Annotated in this window: 12 protein-coding genes; 6 read left to right on the top strand and 6 right to left on the bottom strand. The window is 65.7% G+C overall.

All coding sequences use genetic code 11. From position 1 onward, the window contains the following. Positions 1-81: 81 nt before the first annotated feature. Positions 82-297 carry a hypothetical protein gene (locus ABIC75_RS16710; RefSeq protein WP_354015025.1) on the top strand — a complete coding sequence of 72 codons (216 nt, stop codon included), beginning with the start codon at positions 82-84 and terminating at the stop codon, positions 295-297. Positions 298-336: 39 nt separating this feature from the next. On the opposite strand, the gene ABIC75_RS16705 is transcribed toward ABIC75_RS16710, so the two are convergent. Further along, positions 337-1,632 (bottom strand): amidohydrolase, encoded by a 1,296-nt coding sequence (locus ABIC75_RS16705; RefSeq protein ID WP_354015024.1) that lies wholly within the window; start codon positions 1,630-1,632, stop codon positions 337-339. A gap of 146 nt (positions 1,633-1,778) precedes the next feature. On the opposite strand from ABIC75_RS16705, the gene ABIC75_RS16700 reads away from it, so the two are divergent. Beyond that, the gene (locus ABIC75_RS16700; protein WP_354015023.1) at positions 1,779-3,467 is read left to right on the top strand and encodes an AMP-binding protein; all 1,689 of its coding nucleotides are present in this window, start codon (positions 1,779-1,781) and stop codon (positions 3,465-3,467) included. Here ABIC75_RS16700 and ABIC75_RS16695 read toward each other — a convergent pair. The 4 genes from ABIC75_RS16695 to ABIC75_RS16680 form a co-directional block, all read right to left on the bottom strand. After that, positions 3,464-5,293, bottom strand: coding sequence for a putative bifunctional diguanylate cyclase/phosphodiesterase (locus ABIC75_RS16695; protein WP_354015022.1), 1,830 nt, complete (start codon positions 5,291-5,293; stop codon positions 3,464-3,466). The two genes, ABIC75_RS16700 and ABIC75_RS16695, sit on opposite strands and share 4 nt — an antisense overlap. Positions 5,294-5,426: 133 nt before the next feature. Then, complete coding sequence (locus ABIC75_RS16690) at positions 5,427-5,804, bottom strand: peptidase C13 (protein WP_354015021.1); 378 nt, start codon at positions 5,802-5,804, stop codon at positions 5,427-5,429. Between the two features lie 60 nt (positions 5,805-5,864). Continuing rightward, positions 5,865-6,983 (bottom strand): cell division protein ZapE, encoded by a 1,119-nt coding sequence (gene zapE / locus ABIC75_RS16685; RefSeq protein ID WP_354015020.1) that lies wholly within the window; start codon positions 6,981-6,983, stop codon positions 5,865-5,867. A gap of 69 nt (positions 6,984-7,052) precedes the next feature. Beyond that, the gene (locus ABIC75_RS16680; protein WP_354015019.1) at positions 7,053-7,742 is read right to left on the bottom strand and encodes an alpha/beta hydrolase; all 690 of its coding nucleotides are present in this window, start codon (positions 7,740-7,742) and stop codon (positions 7,053-7,055) included. 48 nt (positions 7,743-7,790) lie between these two features. On the opposite strand from ABIC75_RS16680, the gene ABIC75_RS16675 reads away from it, so the two are divergent. Next, on the top strand, positions 7,791-8,390 hold the full coding sequence (locus ABIC75_RS16675; protein WP_354015018.1) for an ACP phosphodiesterase: 600 nt from the start codon (positions 7,791-7,793) through the stop codon (positions 8,388-8,390). Positions 8,391-9,537: 1,147 nt separating this feature from the next. Here the strand turns inward: ABIC75_RS16675 and ABIC75_RS16670 are convergent. Beyond that, positions 9,538-10,059 carry a c-type cytochrome gene (locus ABIC75_RS16670; protein WP_354015017.1) on the bottom strand — a complete coding sequence of 174 codons (522 nt, stop codon included), beginning with the start codon at positions 10,057-10,059 and terminating at the stop codon, positions 9,538-9,540. A 355-nt stretch (positions 10,060-10,414) separates the two neighbouring features. On the opposite strand from ABIC75_RS16670, the gene ABIC75_RS16665 reads away from it, so the two are divergent. The 3 genes from ABIC75_RS16665 to ABIC75_RS16655 all read left to right on the top strand — a co-directional run bounded on the left by ABIC75_RS16665 (position 10,415) and on the right by ABIC75_RS16655 (position 15,698). Beyond that, the gene (locus ABIC75_RS16665; RefSeq protein ID WP_354015016.1) at positions 10,415-11,686 is read left to right on the top strand and encodes an efflux RND transporter periplasmic adaptor subunit; all 1,272 of its coding nucleotides are present in this window, start codon (positions 10,415-10,417) and stop codon (positions 11,684-11,686) included. Between the two features lie 145 nt (positions 11,687-11,831). Then, positions 11,832-15,068 carry an efflux RND transporter permease subunit gene (locus ABIC75_RS16660; RefSeq protein ID WP_354015015.1) on the top strand — a complete coding sequence of 1,079 codons (3,237 nt, stop codon included), beginning with the start codon at positions 11,832-11,834 and terminating at the stop codon, positions 15,066-15,068. A gap of 114 nt (positions 15,069-15,182) precedes the next feature. After that, positions 15,183-15,698: a Rossmann fold nucleotide-binding protein gene (locus tag ABIC75_RS16655; RefSeq protein WP_354015014.1), complete on the top strand. Its 516-nt coding sequence runs from the start codon at positions 15,183-15,185 to the stop codon at positions 15,696-15,698. The last annotated feature ends 77 nt before the right edge of the window (positions 15,699-15,775 follow it).

Below are 15,775 nucleotides of genomic sequence, written 5' to 3'. Positions count from 1 at the left end.
ACGACAGGTTCAAGGCGACGCATGAACCGAGGGCAGGCGGCCGCGCAACGCGTGCCGCCACAGGAGCAGGAGGAGGGAGTGATGAAATCCGTCTATTCGATCTGCGAACGCGAAGGCCGCCAGTGGTGCATCACGCTGGGCCAGCACCTGGTGCGCAGCCAGTTGTGTCCGGCAGTGGCGATCAAGCTTGCACGGCATCTGGCGCGCGAGCATCACCATGTCACCGGTTGTCCCGCCCGCGTGGAATTCCTCGGCGGCAAGATGACCATCGTGCTCGCAAGCTACGGCATGCAGTGAGGTACGCCGTAGCCTGCATCGCGCGATGGCACGGCGGGATCAGCTCGTCGGCGTATTGAGATAGTCCAGCGTGGCCTGCAGCATCGACGCCATGCCGATCTTCAACGCGCCTTCGTCCATGAAGAACTTCGGCGAGTGGTTGGCAGGCGCCTTGAGCGCGTCCTGACCGGTCGGCGTGGCGCCCACCCAGAAATACACGCTGGGTACCTCGTTGGCGAAATAGGCGAAGTCTTCCGACGCCATCCACGGCTTGGCCTCGATCACGTGATCGCCGCCGATGGCCTTGCCGATGCTCTCGCGCACGCGTGCGGTGAGCGCCGGGTTGTTGATCAGCACCGGGTTGCTGTCGCCCACCGGGATCTGCGTCTCCACCGTGGCGCCGTTCGCTTCGGCAATGTGGCCGGCGATGCCCTTCAAGTTGTCGATGGCCTGCTGGCGCATGCCGGCGTCGAACGTGCGCAGCGTGCCCTGCATTTCCACCTGGTCGGGCACGATGTTGTAGCGCGAGCCGCCCTCGACGATGCCGAAGCTGAGCACGGCGGGGTAGTCGCCGATGTTGAGCTTGCGGCTGACGATGGTCTGCGCGGTGCTGATGATTTCCGCCGAGGTGACCACGGGGTCGACGCCGTTCCATGGCATCGCACCGTGCGTCTGCTTGCCGTGCACCACCATCTTGAACCAGTCCGAGCCCGCCATCGCGGGACCGGATCGCACACCCACCGTGCCGACGTTGAGCGAGCTGACCACATGCATGCCGAACATGGCGTCGGGTTTGAAGTCGCGGAACACACCTTCCTTCAACATCAGCGAGGCACCGCCCTGTTCGCCCGGAGGTGCACCTTCCTCCGCGGGCTGGAACACGAACATCACTTCGCCAGGGAGATCCTTCTTCATGCCGGCGAGCACGGTGGCGAGCCCGAGCAGCATGGAGGTGTGCGCGTCGTGACCGCAGGCATGCATCACGCCGACCTGCTTGCCGCGGTACTCGCCCTTCGCCTTTGAAGCGAAGGGCACGTCCACGTCCTCCGTCACGGGCAGTGCATCCATGTCGGCGCGAATGGCGAGCTTCGGTCCCGGCCTGCCGCCCTTGAGGATGGCGATGACGCCGGTGTGCGCGATGCCGGTATGCACCTCCAGTCCCAGCTTCTTCAGTTGCGCCGCGACCAGCGCCGCCGTGCGCGTTTCGCGATTGCTCAACTCCGGATGCTGGTGGATGTCGCGCCGCCACGCGGTGACCTGCGGCAGTTCGCCTTGCACGAGTTGGGCGGTGTCGGCGGCGTGGGCAGTGCCGGCAACGACGGTGGCGACGGCCAGGGCGAGCAAGGTCAGGCGCATGGGGTGTCTCCGCGAAAGGAGACTCGATCCTAGCGTCATACGCTGTGGGTGGCAGCGCGTTTCTTCTCGCCGCGACCAAAGTCGAACAGGCGCGGGGCGCGCAAACCCGGTGCTATCCTCGTTTCCGGTCCACCAAGGCACAGCCCATGCCCGCTTCGAGCTACGTCCATGGCGTCAGTGCACAGCCGCTGCTCGGCGACACCGTGGGTACGCTGTTGGACCGCATCGCGGCCGCACATCCGGATCGCCCGGCACTGGTGGTGCGCTCGCAGGGCATCCGCCTCGACTATCGCCGGTTCCATGCAGAAGTCGAACGCGTCGCCGCGGGCCTGCTGTCGTCAGGGTTGCAGCGGGGCGACCGCATCGGCATCTGGGCACCGAACCGCTACGAGTGGGTGGTGCTTCAGTTCGCGGCGCCGAAGATCGGCGCGATCCTGGTCAACATCAATCCCGCGTATCGCCTGCACGAGTTGGAGTACGCGCTGAACAAGGTGCGCTGCCGCGCGCTGGTGTTGCCACGGCGCTTCAAGACCTCGCACTACCTCGACATGCTGTTGGAACTGGCGCCGGAACTGGCCGTGGCCGAGGCGGGCGCGCTGCAATCGGAGCGCCTGCCGTCGCTGCGCGAGGTGGTCCTGCTCGATGAACATGCAGCACCCGGTACGCGAACATGGCAAGACCTGGCGACATGCGCCGACGAACACGCCATGGCGCAGATGCGCGCGGTGGAAGGCGAGCTGAGCTTCGACGACCCGGTGAACATCCAGTTCACTTCGGGCACTACGGGCGCACCCAAGGGCGCCACGCTGACGCATCACAACATCGTCAACAACGGCTTCTTCATCGGTGAGGCCATGCGCCTCACCGAGCACGATCGCTTGTGCATTCCCGTACCGTTCTACCATTGCTTCGGCATGGTGCTGGGCAATCTCGCCTGCGTCACGCACGGCGCCTGCATGGTGATTCCCGGCGAAGGCTTCGACGTGCTCGCCACGCTGGAAACCGTGCAGGCGGAACGTTGCACCGGATTGCACGGCGTGCCGACCATGTTCATCGCTGAGCTGGAACATCCCGAATTCCATCGGTTCGACCTCAGCTCGCTGCGCACCGGCATCATGGCCGGCTCGCCGTGTCCCATCGAGGTGATGCGCCGCGTGGTCAGCGAGATGCACATGGGCGAAGTCACCATCGCCTACGGCATGACCGAAACGAGCCCGGTAAGTTTCCAGTCGACCGTACACGATCCGCTGGAGCGTCGCGTGGACAGCGTGGGCCGCATCCATCCGCACGTGGAAGTGAAGCTGGTGGACGAGCGCGGACGCATCGTGCCGTGCGGCACGCCGGGCGAGCTGTGCACGCGTGGCTATTCGGTGATGCTCGGCTATTGGGAGGACGAGGCGCGCACGCGCGAAGCCATCGACGATGCGCGTTGGATGCATACCGGCGATCTGGCGGTGATCGACGACGACGGCTACTGCACCATCGTCGGACGACTGAAGGACATGATCATCCGCGGCGGCGAGAACGTGTATCCGCGCGAGATCGAGGAATTCCTCTACACGCATCCCAAGGTGCAGGACGTGCAGGTATTCGGCGTGCCGGACGAGAAGTTTGGCGAACAGGTATGCGCGTGGATTCGTTTGCGCGAAGGCTGCGAATCCAGCGAGGCGGAAATCCAGAGCTATTGCCGTCATCACCTCGCGTACTTCAAGGTGCCGCACTACGTGCGCTTCGTCGATACCTTCCCGATGACGGTGACGGGCAAGGTGCAGAAGTACCTGATGCGCGAGGCCATGGCCGAAGCGCTGGGCCTTTCCGTGTCCCCAGGCGTTTAGTCGCTCCAGCGCACCGCGCGGCGCGACGGCATGCCCTGCTGCGTGGCGAGCCACGTGGGCACGTCGCGGGCGTGCATGGGGTGGGCGATGTGGAAGCCTTGTGCTTCGTCGCAGGCCATGCCGAGCACGCTTTCGTAGATGCTCGCCGTTTCCACGCCTTCCACCACCACGCGAAAGCCCATGTTGCGCGCAAGCTCGGCCACCGAGCGCACGATGGCCTCGTCGTGCGGGCTGGTGCCCATGCCGCGCACGAAGGACTGGTCGATCTTCAGGCTGGTGGCCGGCATCTGCCGCAAGGTGGCGAGGTTGCTGTAGCCGGTGCCGAAGTCGTCGATGGCGATGCCGGCGCCGAGCTGGCGGATGGCGGTGAGATGGCGACGCGTGACCGCGCTGTGTTCCATCAGCGTGCTTTCGGTGAATTCCAGTTCCAGCGCATCGAGCCCGATCTTGTGGCGCTCGGCGACGGTGCGCAGGCGGTCCACCAGATCGGCGTCCAGATCGCTGCTGGACACGTTGATCGACAGCTTGATGTCGTGGCCGTCGTGGCGCCACCGGGCGAGCTGCGCAACGCTGTGTTCCATCACCCATTGCGTGAGCGAGTGCATCAGGCCCGCGCGCTCGGCTAGCGCCACGAAATGCGCGGGCGGAATATTCCCCAGCGTGGGGTGATGCCAGCGCGCCAGTGCTTCGAGGGCCACGCAGCGGCCGGTGTCGAGGTCCACGCGCGGCTGGTAGTGAAGGTCGAGTTCGGTGCGTTCGCTCAACGCGGCGGCCAACTCGGTGACGAGCAGGAACTCCTGTCGCTGCTGTTCGTCCTGCATGCGGTTGTACACCGCCCAGCCGCGCGGGCTCTGCTGCGCGGCGAACGAGGCGTTCATCACCAGCCGCAGTGGATCGCCGCCCCGCAACTCGCTGGCATTGATCTTCAGCAGGCCCACGCCCGGCTGGATGGTGAGCGGAATGCCCAGGCAGTCAAACGGCCGGCGCAGGCGCGCCACCAGATCGTCCAGCCGCGTGGTGTCATCGAGCAGGTGATGATCGGGCAGCACGGCGGCGAAACGCGTGGCGCCTACCTGATACAGGCGCGTGTTGGGCGGGACCCATGCGAGCGCGCGCGCGGCCACTGCGCGCATCAGCTCGTCCGCATAGGCGTGGCCCATGGCGCGGATGAAGGCGTTGAAGCGCTGCACCGGCGCCACGTCGATGGCGATCACCCACGCGTGCGGCACGCCCTCGTGCAGGTGTTTGCGCAGGTCATCGAAGAACGCGTAGCGGTGCGGCAACTGCGTGATGGGATCGGTGCGCCCGAGATAACTGCGCAGCACCACGCCGGCACCGACCAGCGACGCGGCATCGCGCAAGGCCGACTGCTCGCTCTCGCTCAGTTCCGCGCGCGGCTGCGCATCCATCACGCACAGCGCGCCCATGTGCTGGCCGGTGAGCGTGCACACCGGTTCGCTGGCGAAGAAGCGGATGGGGCCGGGGCCGGCCGTCAGCGGTACGGCGACATCGCGCAGGCGTTCGTCGCTGAGCGCATCGAGCACGACGTGCGGGGCGAGGCTGCGCGCAGCTTCAAGAAAAAGCGGATGCAGGGAGCGCGGGCCATGCGCCGGCAGTTCGTTGCCATCGGCGAACCAATAAGCGGCGCCGCTGTTGAGCACCAGCGCCACCAGCGGCACGTTGAGCGAGCGCGTGACCAGGCGCACCACGGCGTCGAAGCCGGGCACCGCAAAATGTTCCGCCGTCGCGGACGGATCAACGGTGGGCGGTGTCAGCTGATGCCCGGCCGCGAGTTGCCCCGGATCCAGCTCCGTGGTCGTGCGCATCGCGTAGTGCCCCCTCGGGACTGACGTCCCGATCTTCGCCCGAGGCTACTCCAGCCTCTCCGCGAACCGCAATCTGCCAATAAGTGGTAGCGCTCATGGCGCAGCCCTGCGCCGCGACGGCGTCATGCCATGGTCATGGCTTGATGCTGAAGTCCACCTCGACGGGATAAGGCGCGGGCTTCGCCGGTGGCGCGGGCAGCGTCCAGCTGGCGAAATGACTGGCCATGCACTGGGCTGTCTTCGTCTCCGGCTGCACCGCGATGCGGCTGAGGCGACCGTCGACGGCCACGTCGGCCACCAGCGTGAAGGGCGATTTGTCCGGCGGCTGGGTGCTCGCCAGGCAGGCCTTGTACGCATCGGTGGTGGCGTTGCCGATGCGCTCCCACATCTGCTTCTGGTAGGCCGGGCCGGTGGCCGCGCCTTCGGCGAGCTTGGCCTGGGTGACGCGCGTGTGGAAATCCGCGCCGGCGTCGGGGCTCAGTTGCAGGGCGAGGGCGAGCAGGATCGGCATGGCGGTTCCGGCCAGTGAGGTGTCGCCACGTTAGCAGCAGCGACGAGCCGTTTCATGCCGCTACGGCAAATGCTCGCTGGCGAGGTATTCCTCGCTCTGCATCTCGATCAGTCGCGATTCGGTGCGGCCGAATTCCGCGCGCAGCCGCTCGCCGTCGTACAGATCGGTGATGGCCGTCGCGGCGGAAAGGATCAGCTTCACGTGGCGGTCGTAGAACTCGTCCACCAGCATCACGAAGCGGCGCGCGGCATCGTCGGTATAGATGGTGAACTGCGGCACGTTGGAGACGATCACCGCCGGGCAGGACTTGGCCAGCGCAATGTAGTCGGACACGGCGCGCGGGCCTTCGCACAGGTCGGCGAAGTCGAACCACAGAATGTTGCGCGCGCGCTTGCGCACCGCAATGGAACGATCGTTGATGACGATCTCGCCGCCGTCCTGCACGGCGCCCTCGGCCTGCGTGGTGAAGATGCGGGCGAGCGCGCGTTCCGCTTCCGGCCCCGGCGGCGTCTGGTACACCGCCGCCTGCGTGAGTGCGCGCAGGCGCCAGTCGTGCGAGGAGATCATCTGCACCACGCGGCAGTGCTTTTCGATCAGCGCGATGGCGGGCAGGAAGCGCGCGCGTTGCAGGCCGTCCTTGTAGAGATTCTCCGGCGCGGTGTTGGACGTGGTCACCAGCGTCACGCCGCGCTCGAACAGCGACTGCAGCAGCGTGCCCAGGATCATCGCGTCGCCGATGTCGTTCACCAGGAACTCGTCCAGGCACACCACGCGGCAGCGCGAAGCGATGTTGGCGGCCACCTCGATCAGTGGATCCTGGCGTTCGCCCAGATCGCGCAACTGCTCGTGCACCTCGCCCATGAACCGGTGGTAGTGACGGCGCAGCGCCATGCCCTGGGGCAGGCTGGCCACGAACATGTCCATCAGGAAGGTCTTGCCGCGACCCACGCTGCCCCACAGGTACAAGCCCTGCACGCCGTCGCGCGCATCGTTGCCGAGCAGCGATTTCAGACGTCCAAACAGGCCGCCGCCATTGCCGTTAGCGGCCTCGATCAGCGCCGCATGCATGCGGTCGAACTCGGGCAGCAAGGCCTGCTGCGCCGGATCGGCCTCCCAGCGATGCGCGCTGACGCCTTCGTGATAGCGCGCACTGGGCGCGAGGGGAGCGGGGTTACTCATGGGTACGGCGGACTCTGCGGACGCCCTGTGGGGAAGCAGGGCATCGGATCGGGGGGAGGTCGAGCGGCATCAATCCTGACGCAGCGGTGGCAGCCACGGCTGCACGGCGTGCTTGATGGCGCCGCGCAGGTCCATGAGGCGGCGGTGGAAGAAATGGCTGGTTTCCGGCATGCGCACCAGTTCGGGCTTTTTCGCCATGCCGTCGATCCAGTCGAACACGGCCTGCGGGTCGACCACTTCGTCTTCCTCGCCCTGCACGATCAGCCAGGGGCAGGTGGGCAACGGGATCTCCTCGAACGGCCAGCGCCCGGCCGGCGGCGCGATGCTCACCAGCGCATCGGCGCGCAGGCGCACCGCGTTGCGGATGGAGACGTAGCTGCCGAACGAGAAGCCCGCCAGCCACAGCGCGTCGTGCGGCCGAACGCGGCGCACCCAGGCGGCCACGGCGGCCAGGTCGTCGCCTTCGCCATTGCCGTGGTCGTACGTGCCTTCGGATTCGCCCGTGCCGCGGAAATTGAAGCGCACCGTGTCCAGCCCGGATTCGCGCAGCGAGCGCTCCACCATCGTCACCACCTTGTTGTGCATGGTGCCGCCCTGGAGCGGATGCGGATGGCAGATGATGGCGGTGCCGCGGCGCGCCTCTTCGGGCACGGCCACGTCGCTCACGGATTCAAGCTTGCCGGCGGGCCCTTCCAGCGCGAAGCTGGAGGCCTGCTCGGGAAAACGGTCGGGTTGGGTGGGGATGATCACGGGGTTCATAAGCAAGATGATAACCGCCGCGTGCCCTCGGCGTTCGGGCAGAACGGCATGAATCATCTTGCGCACACGTTGCTGGCCGGTGACGACGACTTCTTGCGGCTGGGCGGTTTCATGGGCGATTTCGTCCACGGCCAGCCCGATGCGGCCTTGCCTGCCGGGGTGATCACCGGCATTCGCCTGCACCGCGCCATCGACGTCTATACCGACAGCCATCCGGCCGTGGCCGAGGCGCGCGCGCTGTTGCCGGCGCCGTTTCGCCGTTACGGCGGCATCCTGCTGGACATGTGGTTCGACCATCTGCTGGCGCGCGATTTCCCGCGCTGGAGCGACCAGCCGCTGGAAACCTATTCCCTGGGCGTGCGCGACCTGCTCCATCGCTACGAGCCACTGCTGCCACCCGGCCTGCTGCGTTTTCGCCACTACATGGAAGCGCATGCGCTGCCGGCGGGGTACGCACGGCCGGAGGAAATGTCGGCGGCGCTGAGCGGCATTTCGCATCGCCTGAGCCGCGCCAATCCGGTGGGCGAAGCGATGCCGGTGCTTACCTCGCTGGATCGTCCGCTGCAGGCGCATTTTGAGACGTTTTTTCCGCAGTTGCGGGGGTTTGCGGCGGAGTGGGTGGAGGCGAATGGGGGGCGGGGTGCTTAGTGTGCTGTGCCTTGACCTGGCATTTGAATCGGCACTTTCGGCCTGGCCCTCCGCTTTGCTTGTCATTCCTGCGGAGGCAGGAGGCGCTTCTCAACAGCCGAATGGCTGGTCATCCAGTGACTTTGCGCTCGGTTGTTGCGATACGGCGACCTGGCTCGCCTGCGGCGGGCTTCCGAACCGCTGCCGCGGTCCGGGTTACTTTTCTTTGCTTGCTCAAAGAAAAGTAACCAAAAGAAAGAGCACCCCGGATGACGCGCCTTCCGTCCGTTGGACGGAAGGTACGCGTGCGGGTTGCGGGGTTTTTCGACAGGACGTCCCTGTCCTGTCGAAAAACTGGCCGCATCCATGCGGCCACCCTGCGGGCTGATCCTCCACCCGCCCGCCGCGTCATACGGGGACCCCGAAGAGCCCAGAGCAAAAGCTCGCCTTCGCGACGCTTCCGCGAGCACCCGCCACTCACCACCGCAAAGGTGGCAGTGCCCAGACCCTCTCCCCGGAGGGGAGAGGGACAAGTGAGGGGCATCGCGTACTGGCTACGCGATGCGAAGCGAGCTCCGCTTTAAGTCCTCTCCGCACCGGCGCGTTGCGGTGTAGCAACAACGCATGTCGGACGATCGCCACGCTTCCGAGACCCTCAGGTGCCAAGGCTCGTATCCAACAGAACGCTACGAGCCTATCGCTCTAAAGGCCATTTTCTTTGGGTTACTTTTCTTTTGGGCCAGCAAAAGAAAAGTGACTCGAGCGGCGGCAGCCGATCGAAACGCCCGCTGCGTAAGCGGCCCGACCGCCGCAGCGCCACAAAAGCGCGATCAGACGCTAACGCGACAACCCAACACCGAGGCGCTGGATTCCGGCCTTCGCCGGAATGACGAACCAAGGCCGGTGCCTCCGGCCTTCGCCCCACCTGGGATGACGATCTGGACGAGGCACCCGTGCCCGAGCCTCATCGCGGGTAGGCTGACCACATCTCACAGATGTGTAACTTCGCGTTGCAAGCAACTCGTCGTCGATATCGCGATAACTACAAGCGGTACGGAAACCAAGCAACCAGCCTCAACGTAGCCCCCAGCCGCACACAAAAGAAAACGCCGCCCAAAAGGCGGCGCTTCCACAACATCATCAAGTAGGCAACAAGCGCCGCGAGCGCTTACTTCGCCTGATCCACGATCCAGTGCACGGCCGCCTTCACCTGATCGTCCGTCAGCGACGGGTTGCCGCCCTTGGCCGGCATCATGTTGCCATCCGGGCCCTTGTAGCCCTCGATGGCGTGCTTGACCAGGGTATCGAGGCCCTGGGCCACGCGCGGACCCCAGTTGCCCTTGTCGCCCAGCTTCGGTGCGCCGGCCACGCCAGCGGTATGGCAGCTGTGGCAGAGGTTGTCGTAGATGGTCTTGCCGTCGGTGGTGCCGCCGTAGGCGACCTGCGCGGCGGCAGCCTTGGTGGCGGCTTCCTGCGCGGCCTGCATGGCGGCGCGGCCGGTGTCGCCGGCGTATACCGCGCCGGCCGGCGCGATGCGTGCGGCGGTTTGTGCGGTGGTCTGCGGATTTATTTCCTTCGGCTCGTGGTCGTAGATCCACCAGGCGCCGCCGATCAGCAACAGGGTCAGAACACTCAGGCCCGCGATCAGCATGGAAAAGCTGCGCATAAAGCTCTGGTCGGATTTCGTCATGGAACCGCTCACGCAATGACTCCAATTCAATGGACAGATCAAAGGACAGCCACAAAGGGCCAGATTAGCTTTGGTTCAGGCAACAATTGGCCGAGTATAGACGAAGGCCGCGGCAAGTTTCAGTCGGGTCGAGAGGACAGCGTGTCGCGCCCGAAAACAGCCTGATTTCACGCAACTTTCGTCATCTGGACGGGATACGCTTGAAAAACCCTGCCATCGGTCATGGGGCACCCATGTCAACTGGCATTGTCTATTTTCGTTGATCTGACCCTATCCTTTCACTCGACACATAGGTCAGGCGCGCGGAGCGCACCGGTGGGGTCGGTTGACCTGTCTTTCATTCTGGGAGTTTTTCATGTCGCGTTTTTGGAAGATCGCGCTGATCGTTGTGGTCGTGATCGTGGTGGGAGCCGTGGGCTTCCGTCTGCTGCACAAGCCCGCAGCCGAGGACGGCGCACAGGGCCAGCACCGCGGTCAGCACAAGGGACAGGGACAAGCCGATGGCGATGCGTCGGACAAGGACAAGGACGCGCCGCCGGTGCCGGTGACGGTCGAGCCTGTGGTGAAGCAGGACGTGCCGGTGTACCTGACGGCGCTGGGCACCGTGCAGGCGCTCAATACCGTCACCATCAATCCGCAGATCAGCGGCCAGATGCTGAGCATCAATTTCAAGGAAGGCCAGGAAGTGAAGAAGGGCGACCTGCTCGCGCAGATCGACCCGCGTCCCTTCCAGGCCGCCTATGACCAGGCCACGGCCAAGCAGGAACAGGACGAGGCGCAGCTTGCCACCGCACAGAGCACGCTCAAGCGCAACGATGCGCTGGTGGCCAAGGGCTATGTGGCGCAGCTGGACATGGACACCTTCCGCAACAACGTGGCCAACCTGGTCGCGCTGGTGGCGGCCGACAAGGCGGCCGAGCGCGCGGCCAAGGTCAACCTCGACTACACCCGCATCATTTCGCCGATCGACGGCGTGGCCGGCATCCGCAACGTGGACCCGGGCAACGTGGTGACCACCACCACCGCCGTGGTGACGCTCACGCAGATCCATCCGATCTATGTGATGTTCACCCTGCCGGAGCAGAACCTGGAAATGGTGCGTAGCGCCGCCGCTGCGGGCGACCCGCTGGAAGTGCTGGCGCTGGACCGCTCCGACGCGCACACCATCGCCGACGACGGCACGCTCAACGTGGTGGACAACCAGATCGACACCACCACCGGCACGTTCAAGCTGCGCTCGGTGTTCCAGAATGCCAAGGGCGAGCTGTGGCCTGGCCAGTTCGTCAACACGCGCCTGAAGGTGCGCACCGTGAAGGGCGGCCTGGTGATACCGGCGCAAGCGGTGCAGCGCGGTCCGGATGGCGACTACGTGTACCTCGTGCAGCAGGACCAGACGGTCAAGATGAATCCGGTCAAGGTGGCCGGTGAAGTGGGCGACAGCCACGTGATGATCGGTTCGGGCCTGGCGCTCAACGACTTGGTGGTGACCGAAGGCCAGTTCCGCCTCAAGCCGGGCAGCAAGGTCAAGGCGCTCAAGCCGGGCGAAGTGCCGGCAGCGCCGACCGCAGCCGACGTGGACAAGGCCAAGAAGAACGCCAAGCAGGGCGGTGGTCGCCGCGGCGGCTAAGCGGCCCACGGGAACAAGGCGGCGGAGGCGATGGCTTCCGCTGCCGGTGGCAAGGCAGGGACGCATCGCGCGCCGTCGCCGCCACGGTCCGCTCCGACACTGCCTTGCGCGAGCAAGCTGACAGCCACTTATTGACGGCAAACCTATGGGCTTCTCCACACTCTTCATTCGCCGACCGATCGCCACCTCGCTGCTGATGGTGGCGGTGCTGTTGCTCGGCATCCTCGGTTACCGCGAGCTGCCGGTGTCGGCGCTGCCCGAGATCGACGCACCCAGCCTGGTCGTGACCACGCAGTACCCGGGCGCCAGCGCATCGACCATGGCCTCGCTGGTCACCACGCCGCTGGAGCGCAACTTCGGCCAGATCTCCGGCCTGTCGATGATGACCTCCGATTCGTCGGCGGGCCTGTCGACCATCGTGCTGCAGTTCGCGATGGATCGCGACATCGACATCGCCGCGCAGGACGTGCAGGCGGCCATCAACCAGGCGCGCGGCACCTTGCCGAGCACGCTGCCGTATCCGCCGGTGTACAACCGCGTGAATCCGGCCGACGCGCCGATCATGACGCTCAAGCTCACCTCCGACAGCCTGCCGCTGCGCGACGTGAACAACTACGCCGATTCCATCCTGGCGCAGAAGCTCTCGCAGGTGCAGGGCGTGGGCCTGGTGTCCATTGCCGGCAACGTGCGTCCGGCCGTGCGCGTGCAGGTGAATCCGTCGCAGCTGGCCAATCTCGGCCTCACCATGGAGGACGTGCGCAGCGCGCTCACCGAAGCCAACGTGAACGCGCCCAAGGGCACGCTCAACGGCGCCACGCAGTCCTACAGCATCGGCACCAACGACCAGCTGTCCGATGCGGCCGAGTACCAGAGCACCATCATCGCGTACAAGAACAACGCGCCGGTGCGCCTGTCCGACGTGGCCAGCGTGGTCGACGGTGTGGAGAACGATCAGCTCGCGGCGTGGGCCAACGGCAAGCCGGCGGTGCTGCTGGACATCCGTCGCCAGCCGGGCGCCAACATCGTGCAGACGGTGGAGCAGATCCGCAACATCCTGCCGCAGCTGCGCGCGGTGTTGCCGGCGGACGTCCATCTGGATGTGTTCGCCGACCGCACCATCACCATCCGTGCGTCCGTGGAAGATGTGCAGTTCACCCTGATCCTCACCATCTTCCTGGTGGTGGCGGTGATCTTCGTGTTCCTGCGCCGCCTGTGGGCGACGATCATTCCGTCGGTGGCGGTGCCGCTGTCGCTGATGGGCACGTTCGGCGTGATGGCCTTCACCGGCATGTCGCTGGACAACCTCTCGCTGATGGCGCTCACCGTGGCCACCGGCTTCGTGGTGGACGATGCGATCGTGATGATCGAGAACATCGTGCGCTACATCGAGCAGGGCAAGGAGGGCAAGGAAGCGGCCGAGATCGGTGCGAAGGAAATCGGCTTCACCGTGCTGTCGCTGACCGTGTCGCTGATCGCGGTGTTCCTGCCGCTGCTGCTGATGCCCGGCGTCACCGGTCGCCTGTTCCATGAATTCGCCTGGGTGCTCACCATCGCGGTGGCCATCTCGATGCTGGTGTCGTTGACGCTGACGCCGATGATGTGCGCTTACCTGCTCAAGCCCGACGCGCTGCCCGAAGGCGACGATGCGCACGAGCGCCATGCCGCCGCGGGCAAGAAGACATGGTGGACGCGACTGGTCAACGTGTACGAGAGCTCGCTCGACTGGGTGCTCGGCCACCAGCGCTTCACCCTGCTGATCGCCGCGGGCACCGTCGTGTTCACCGTGTTCCTCTACGTCGTGATTCCCAAGGGACTGTTGCCCGAGCAGGACACGGGCCTGGTCACCGGCGTGGTGCAGGCGGACCAGAACGTGGCGTTCCCGCAGATGGAACAGCGCACCAAGGCCGTGGCCGATGCATTGCGTCGCGACAAGGCGGTGACCGGCGTGGCCGCGTTCATCGGCGCCGGCTCCATCAACCCCACGCTCAACCAGGGCCAGCTCAGCATCGTGCTGAAGGACCGCGGCGACCGCGATGGCCTGGATGAAGTGCTGGCGCGTTTGCAGAAGGAAGCGGCCGGTATTCCGGGCGTGGCGCTGTACCTGAAGCCCGTGCAGGACGTGACGCTGGATAGCCGCGTATCCGCCACCGAGTACCAGTACTCGATGTCCGACGTGAATGCGACGGAGCTGTCCGGCTACGCCACGCAGATGACGCAGGCGCTGCGCGAACTGCCCGAACTGGCCGACGTGGACAACAACCTCGCCGACCAGGGCAGCTCGCTCAAGCTCACCATCGACCGCGAAAAAGCCAGCCGTCTCGGCGTGCCGGTGCAGACCATCGACGACACGCTGTACGACTCGTTCGGCCAGCGCCAGATCTCCACCATCTTCACCCAGCTCAATCAATACCGCGTGGTGCTGGAGGTGGCGCCGCAATTCCGTTCCAGCACCGCGCTGCTCAACCAGCTCACGGTGAAGAGCAACGGCAGCGGTGCGCTCACGGGCAGCAACGCCACGGCGTTCGGTCAGGTGGCATCGAGCAACTCGTCCACCAGCACGGGCCTGGGCGTGGCCAACACCGGCGTGATCATCGGTGGCGGCGGCACCATTCCGCTGGCGTCGCTGGCCACCGCTGAAGTCACCACCGCACCGCTGGTGGTGAGCCATCAGCAGCAGCTGCCGGCGGTGACCATCTCGTTCAACCTCGCGCCGGGCTATTCGCTGTCCGAAGCGGTGGAGGCGATTCACGGCGTGGAGCAGAGGATCAACTTCCCGCCGCAGGTGCGTGGCCAGTTCATCGGCAAGGCGGCGGAGTTCTCCACCTCGCTCACCAACGAAGTGCTGTTGCTCATTGCCTCCATCGTGGTGATCTACATCGTGCTGGGTGTGCTGTACGAGAGCTACATCCACCCGCTGACCATCATCTCCACCCTGCCGCCGGCCGGCGTGGGTGCCTTGCTGGCGCTCATCCTCTGCGACATGAGCCTGTCGGTGGATGGCATCGTGGGCATCGTGCTCTTGATCGGTATCGTGAAGAAGAACGCGATCATGATGATCGACTTCGCCATCGAGGCGCAGCGCGAGGGCATGCAGCCGCGCGAGGCGATCCGCCGCGCGTGCCTGCTGCGCTTCCGCCCGATCATGATGACCACCGCGGCGGCCATGCTCGGTGCGTTGCCGCTGGCGCTGGGCAACGGCATCGGCGCGGAGCTGCGCCGTCCGCTGGGCGTCTCCATCGTGGGCGGCCTGCTGCTCTCGCAGCTGGTGACGCTGTACACCACGCCGGTGATCTATCTCTACATGGAGCGCTTCTCCGACTGGTTGCGCGAGCGTCGCGAACGTCGCGCGCTGCTGCGTGCGCAGACGCGGGGCGCGGTGTGATGGCAGCAGCGTGAACCGGCCTGCGCCGGCTCAGTGGCGGAATACGAAAGGGGCGTGCCGCGAAGGTGCGCCCCTTTTCGCGTCTGCGGACTTCCCCCTCATTGGAGCGACAACATGACTGCACCGAGAAGACCACAGGTGTGCGTATTGGGCAGCGCCGAGCCGGGTTCGAACGCCTATGAACTCGCCGGTGCAGCAGGCGAGTTGCTGGCCAGATCGGGCATCACGGTGGTGAGCGGCTGCGGCAGCCCGGCCACGCGATATGCGGCGCAGCGTGCCATCGATGCCGGTGGACTTGTGGTCAGCATCATTCCGGCCGACGCGATGCCGGCGGAAGACTGGCCTGCCACTGTCGTCATCCCGTGCGGCATGGGCGATGCGCGCAACCTGTTGATGGCGTTGGCGGGCGACGCCTGCCTGGTGATCGGCGGACGTGCGGGCACCATCTCCGAAGTGTGCCTCGCGTGGCTGCATCATCGACCGCTACTGCCGTTGACGGGCTGCGGCGGCTGGTCGGATGGCTTGCTGCAGAACCCACCGGACGAGCGCGGCAACTCGCCCGTCCTGCCGTGGGATTCAATGGATGCGCTCCATGCGCAACTCCAGTCGCTGAACCTGGCGGGCATTTAGACGTCTAATAGCCGTCGCGTTATTCCGCGCAAAAACCCATCAACCAAACCGACCGTCATGCGTTCTTGCGTCAATGT

This window comes from Dyella japonica, from assembly GCF_040545895.1.
Lineage (GTDB): Bacteria > Pseudomonadota > Gammaproteobacteria > Xanthomonadales > Rhodanobacteraceae > Dyella > Dyella japonica_D.
Note: the sequence above shows the minus strand (reverse complement) of the source record. Positions and strands in the feature narration are given on the sequence as shown.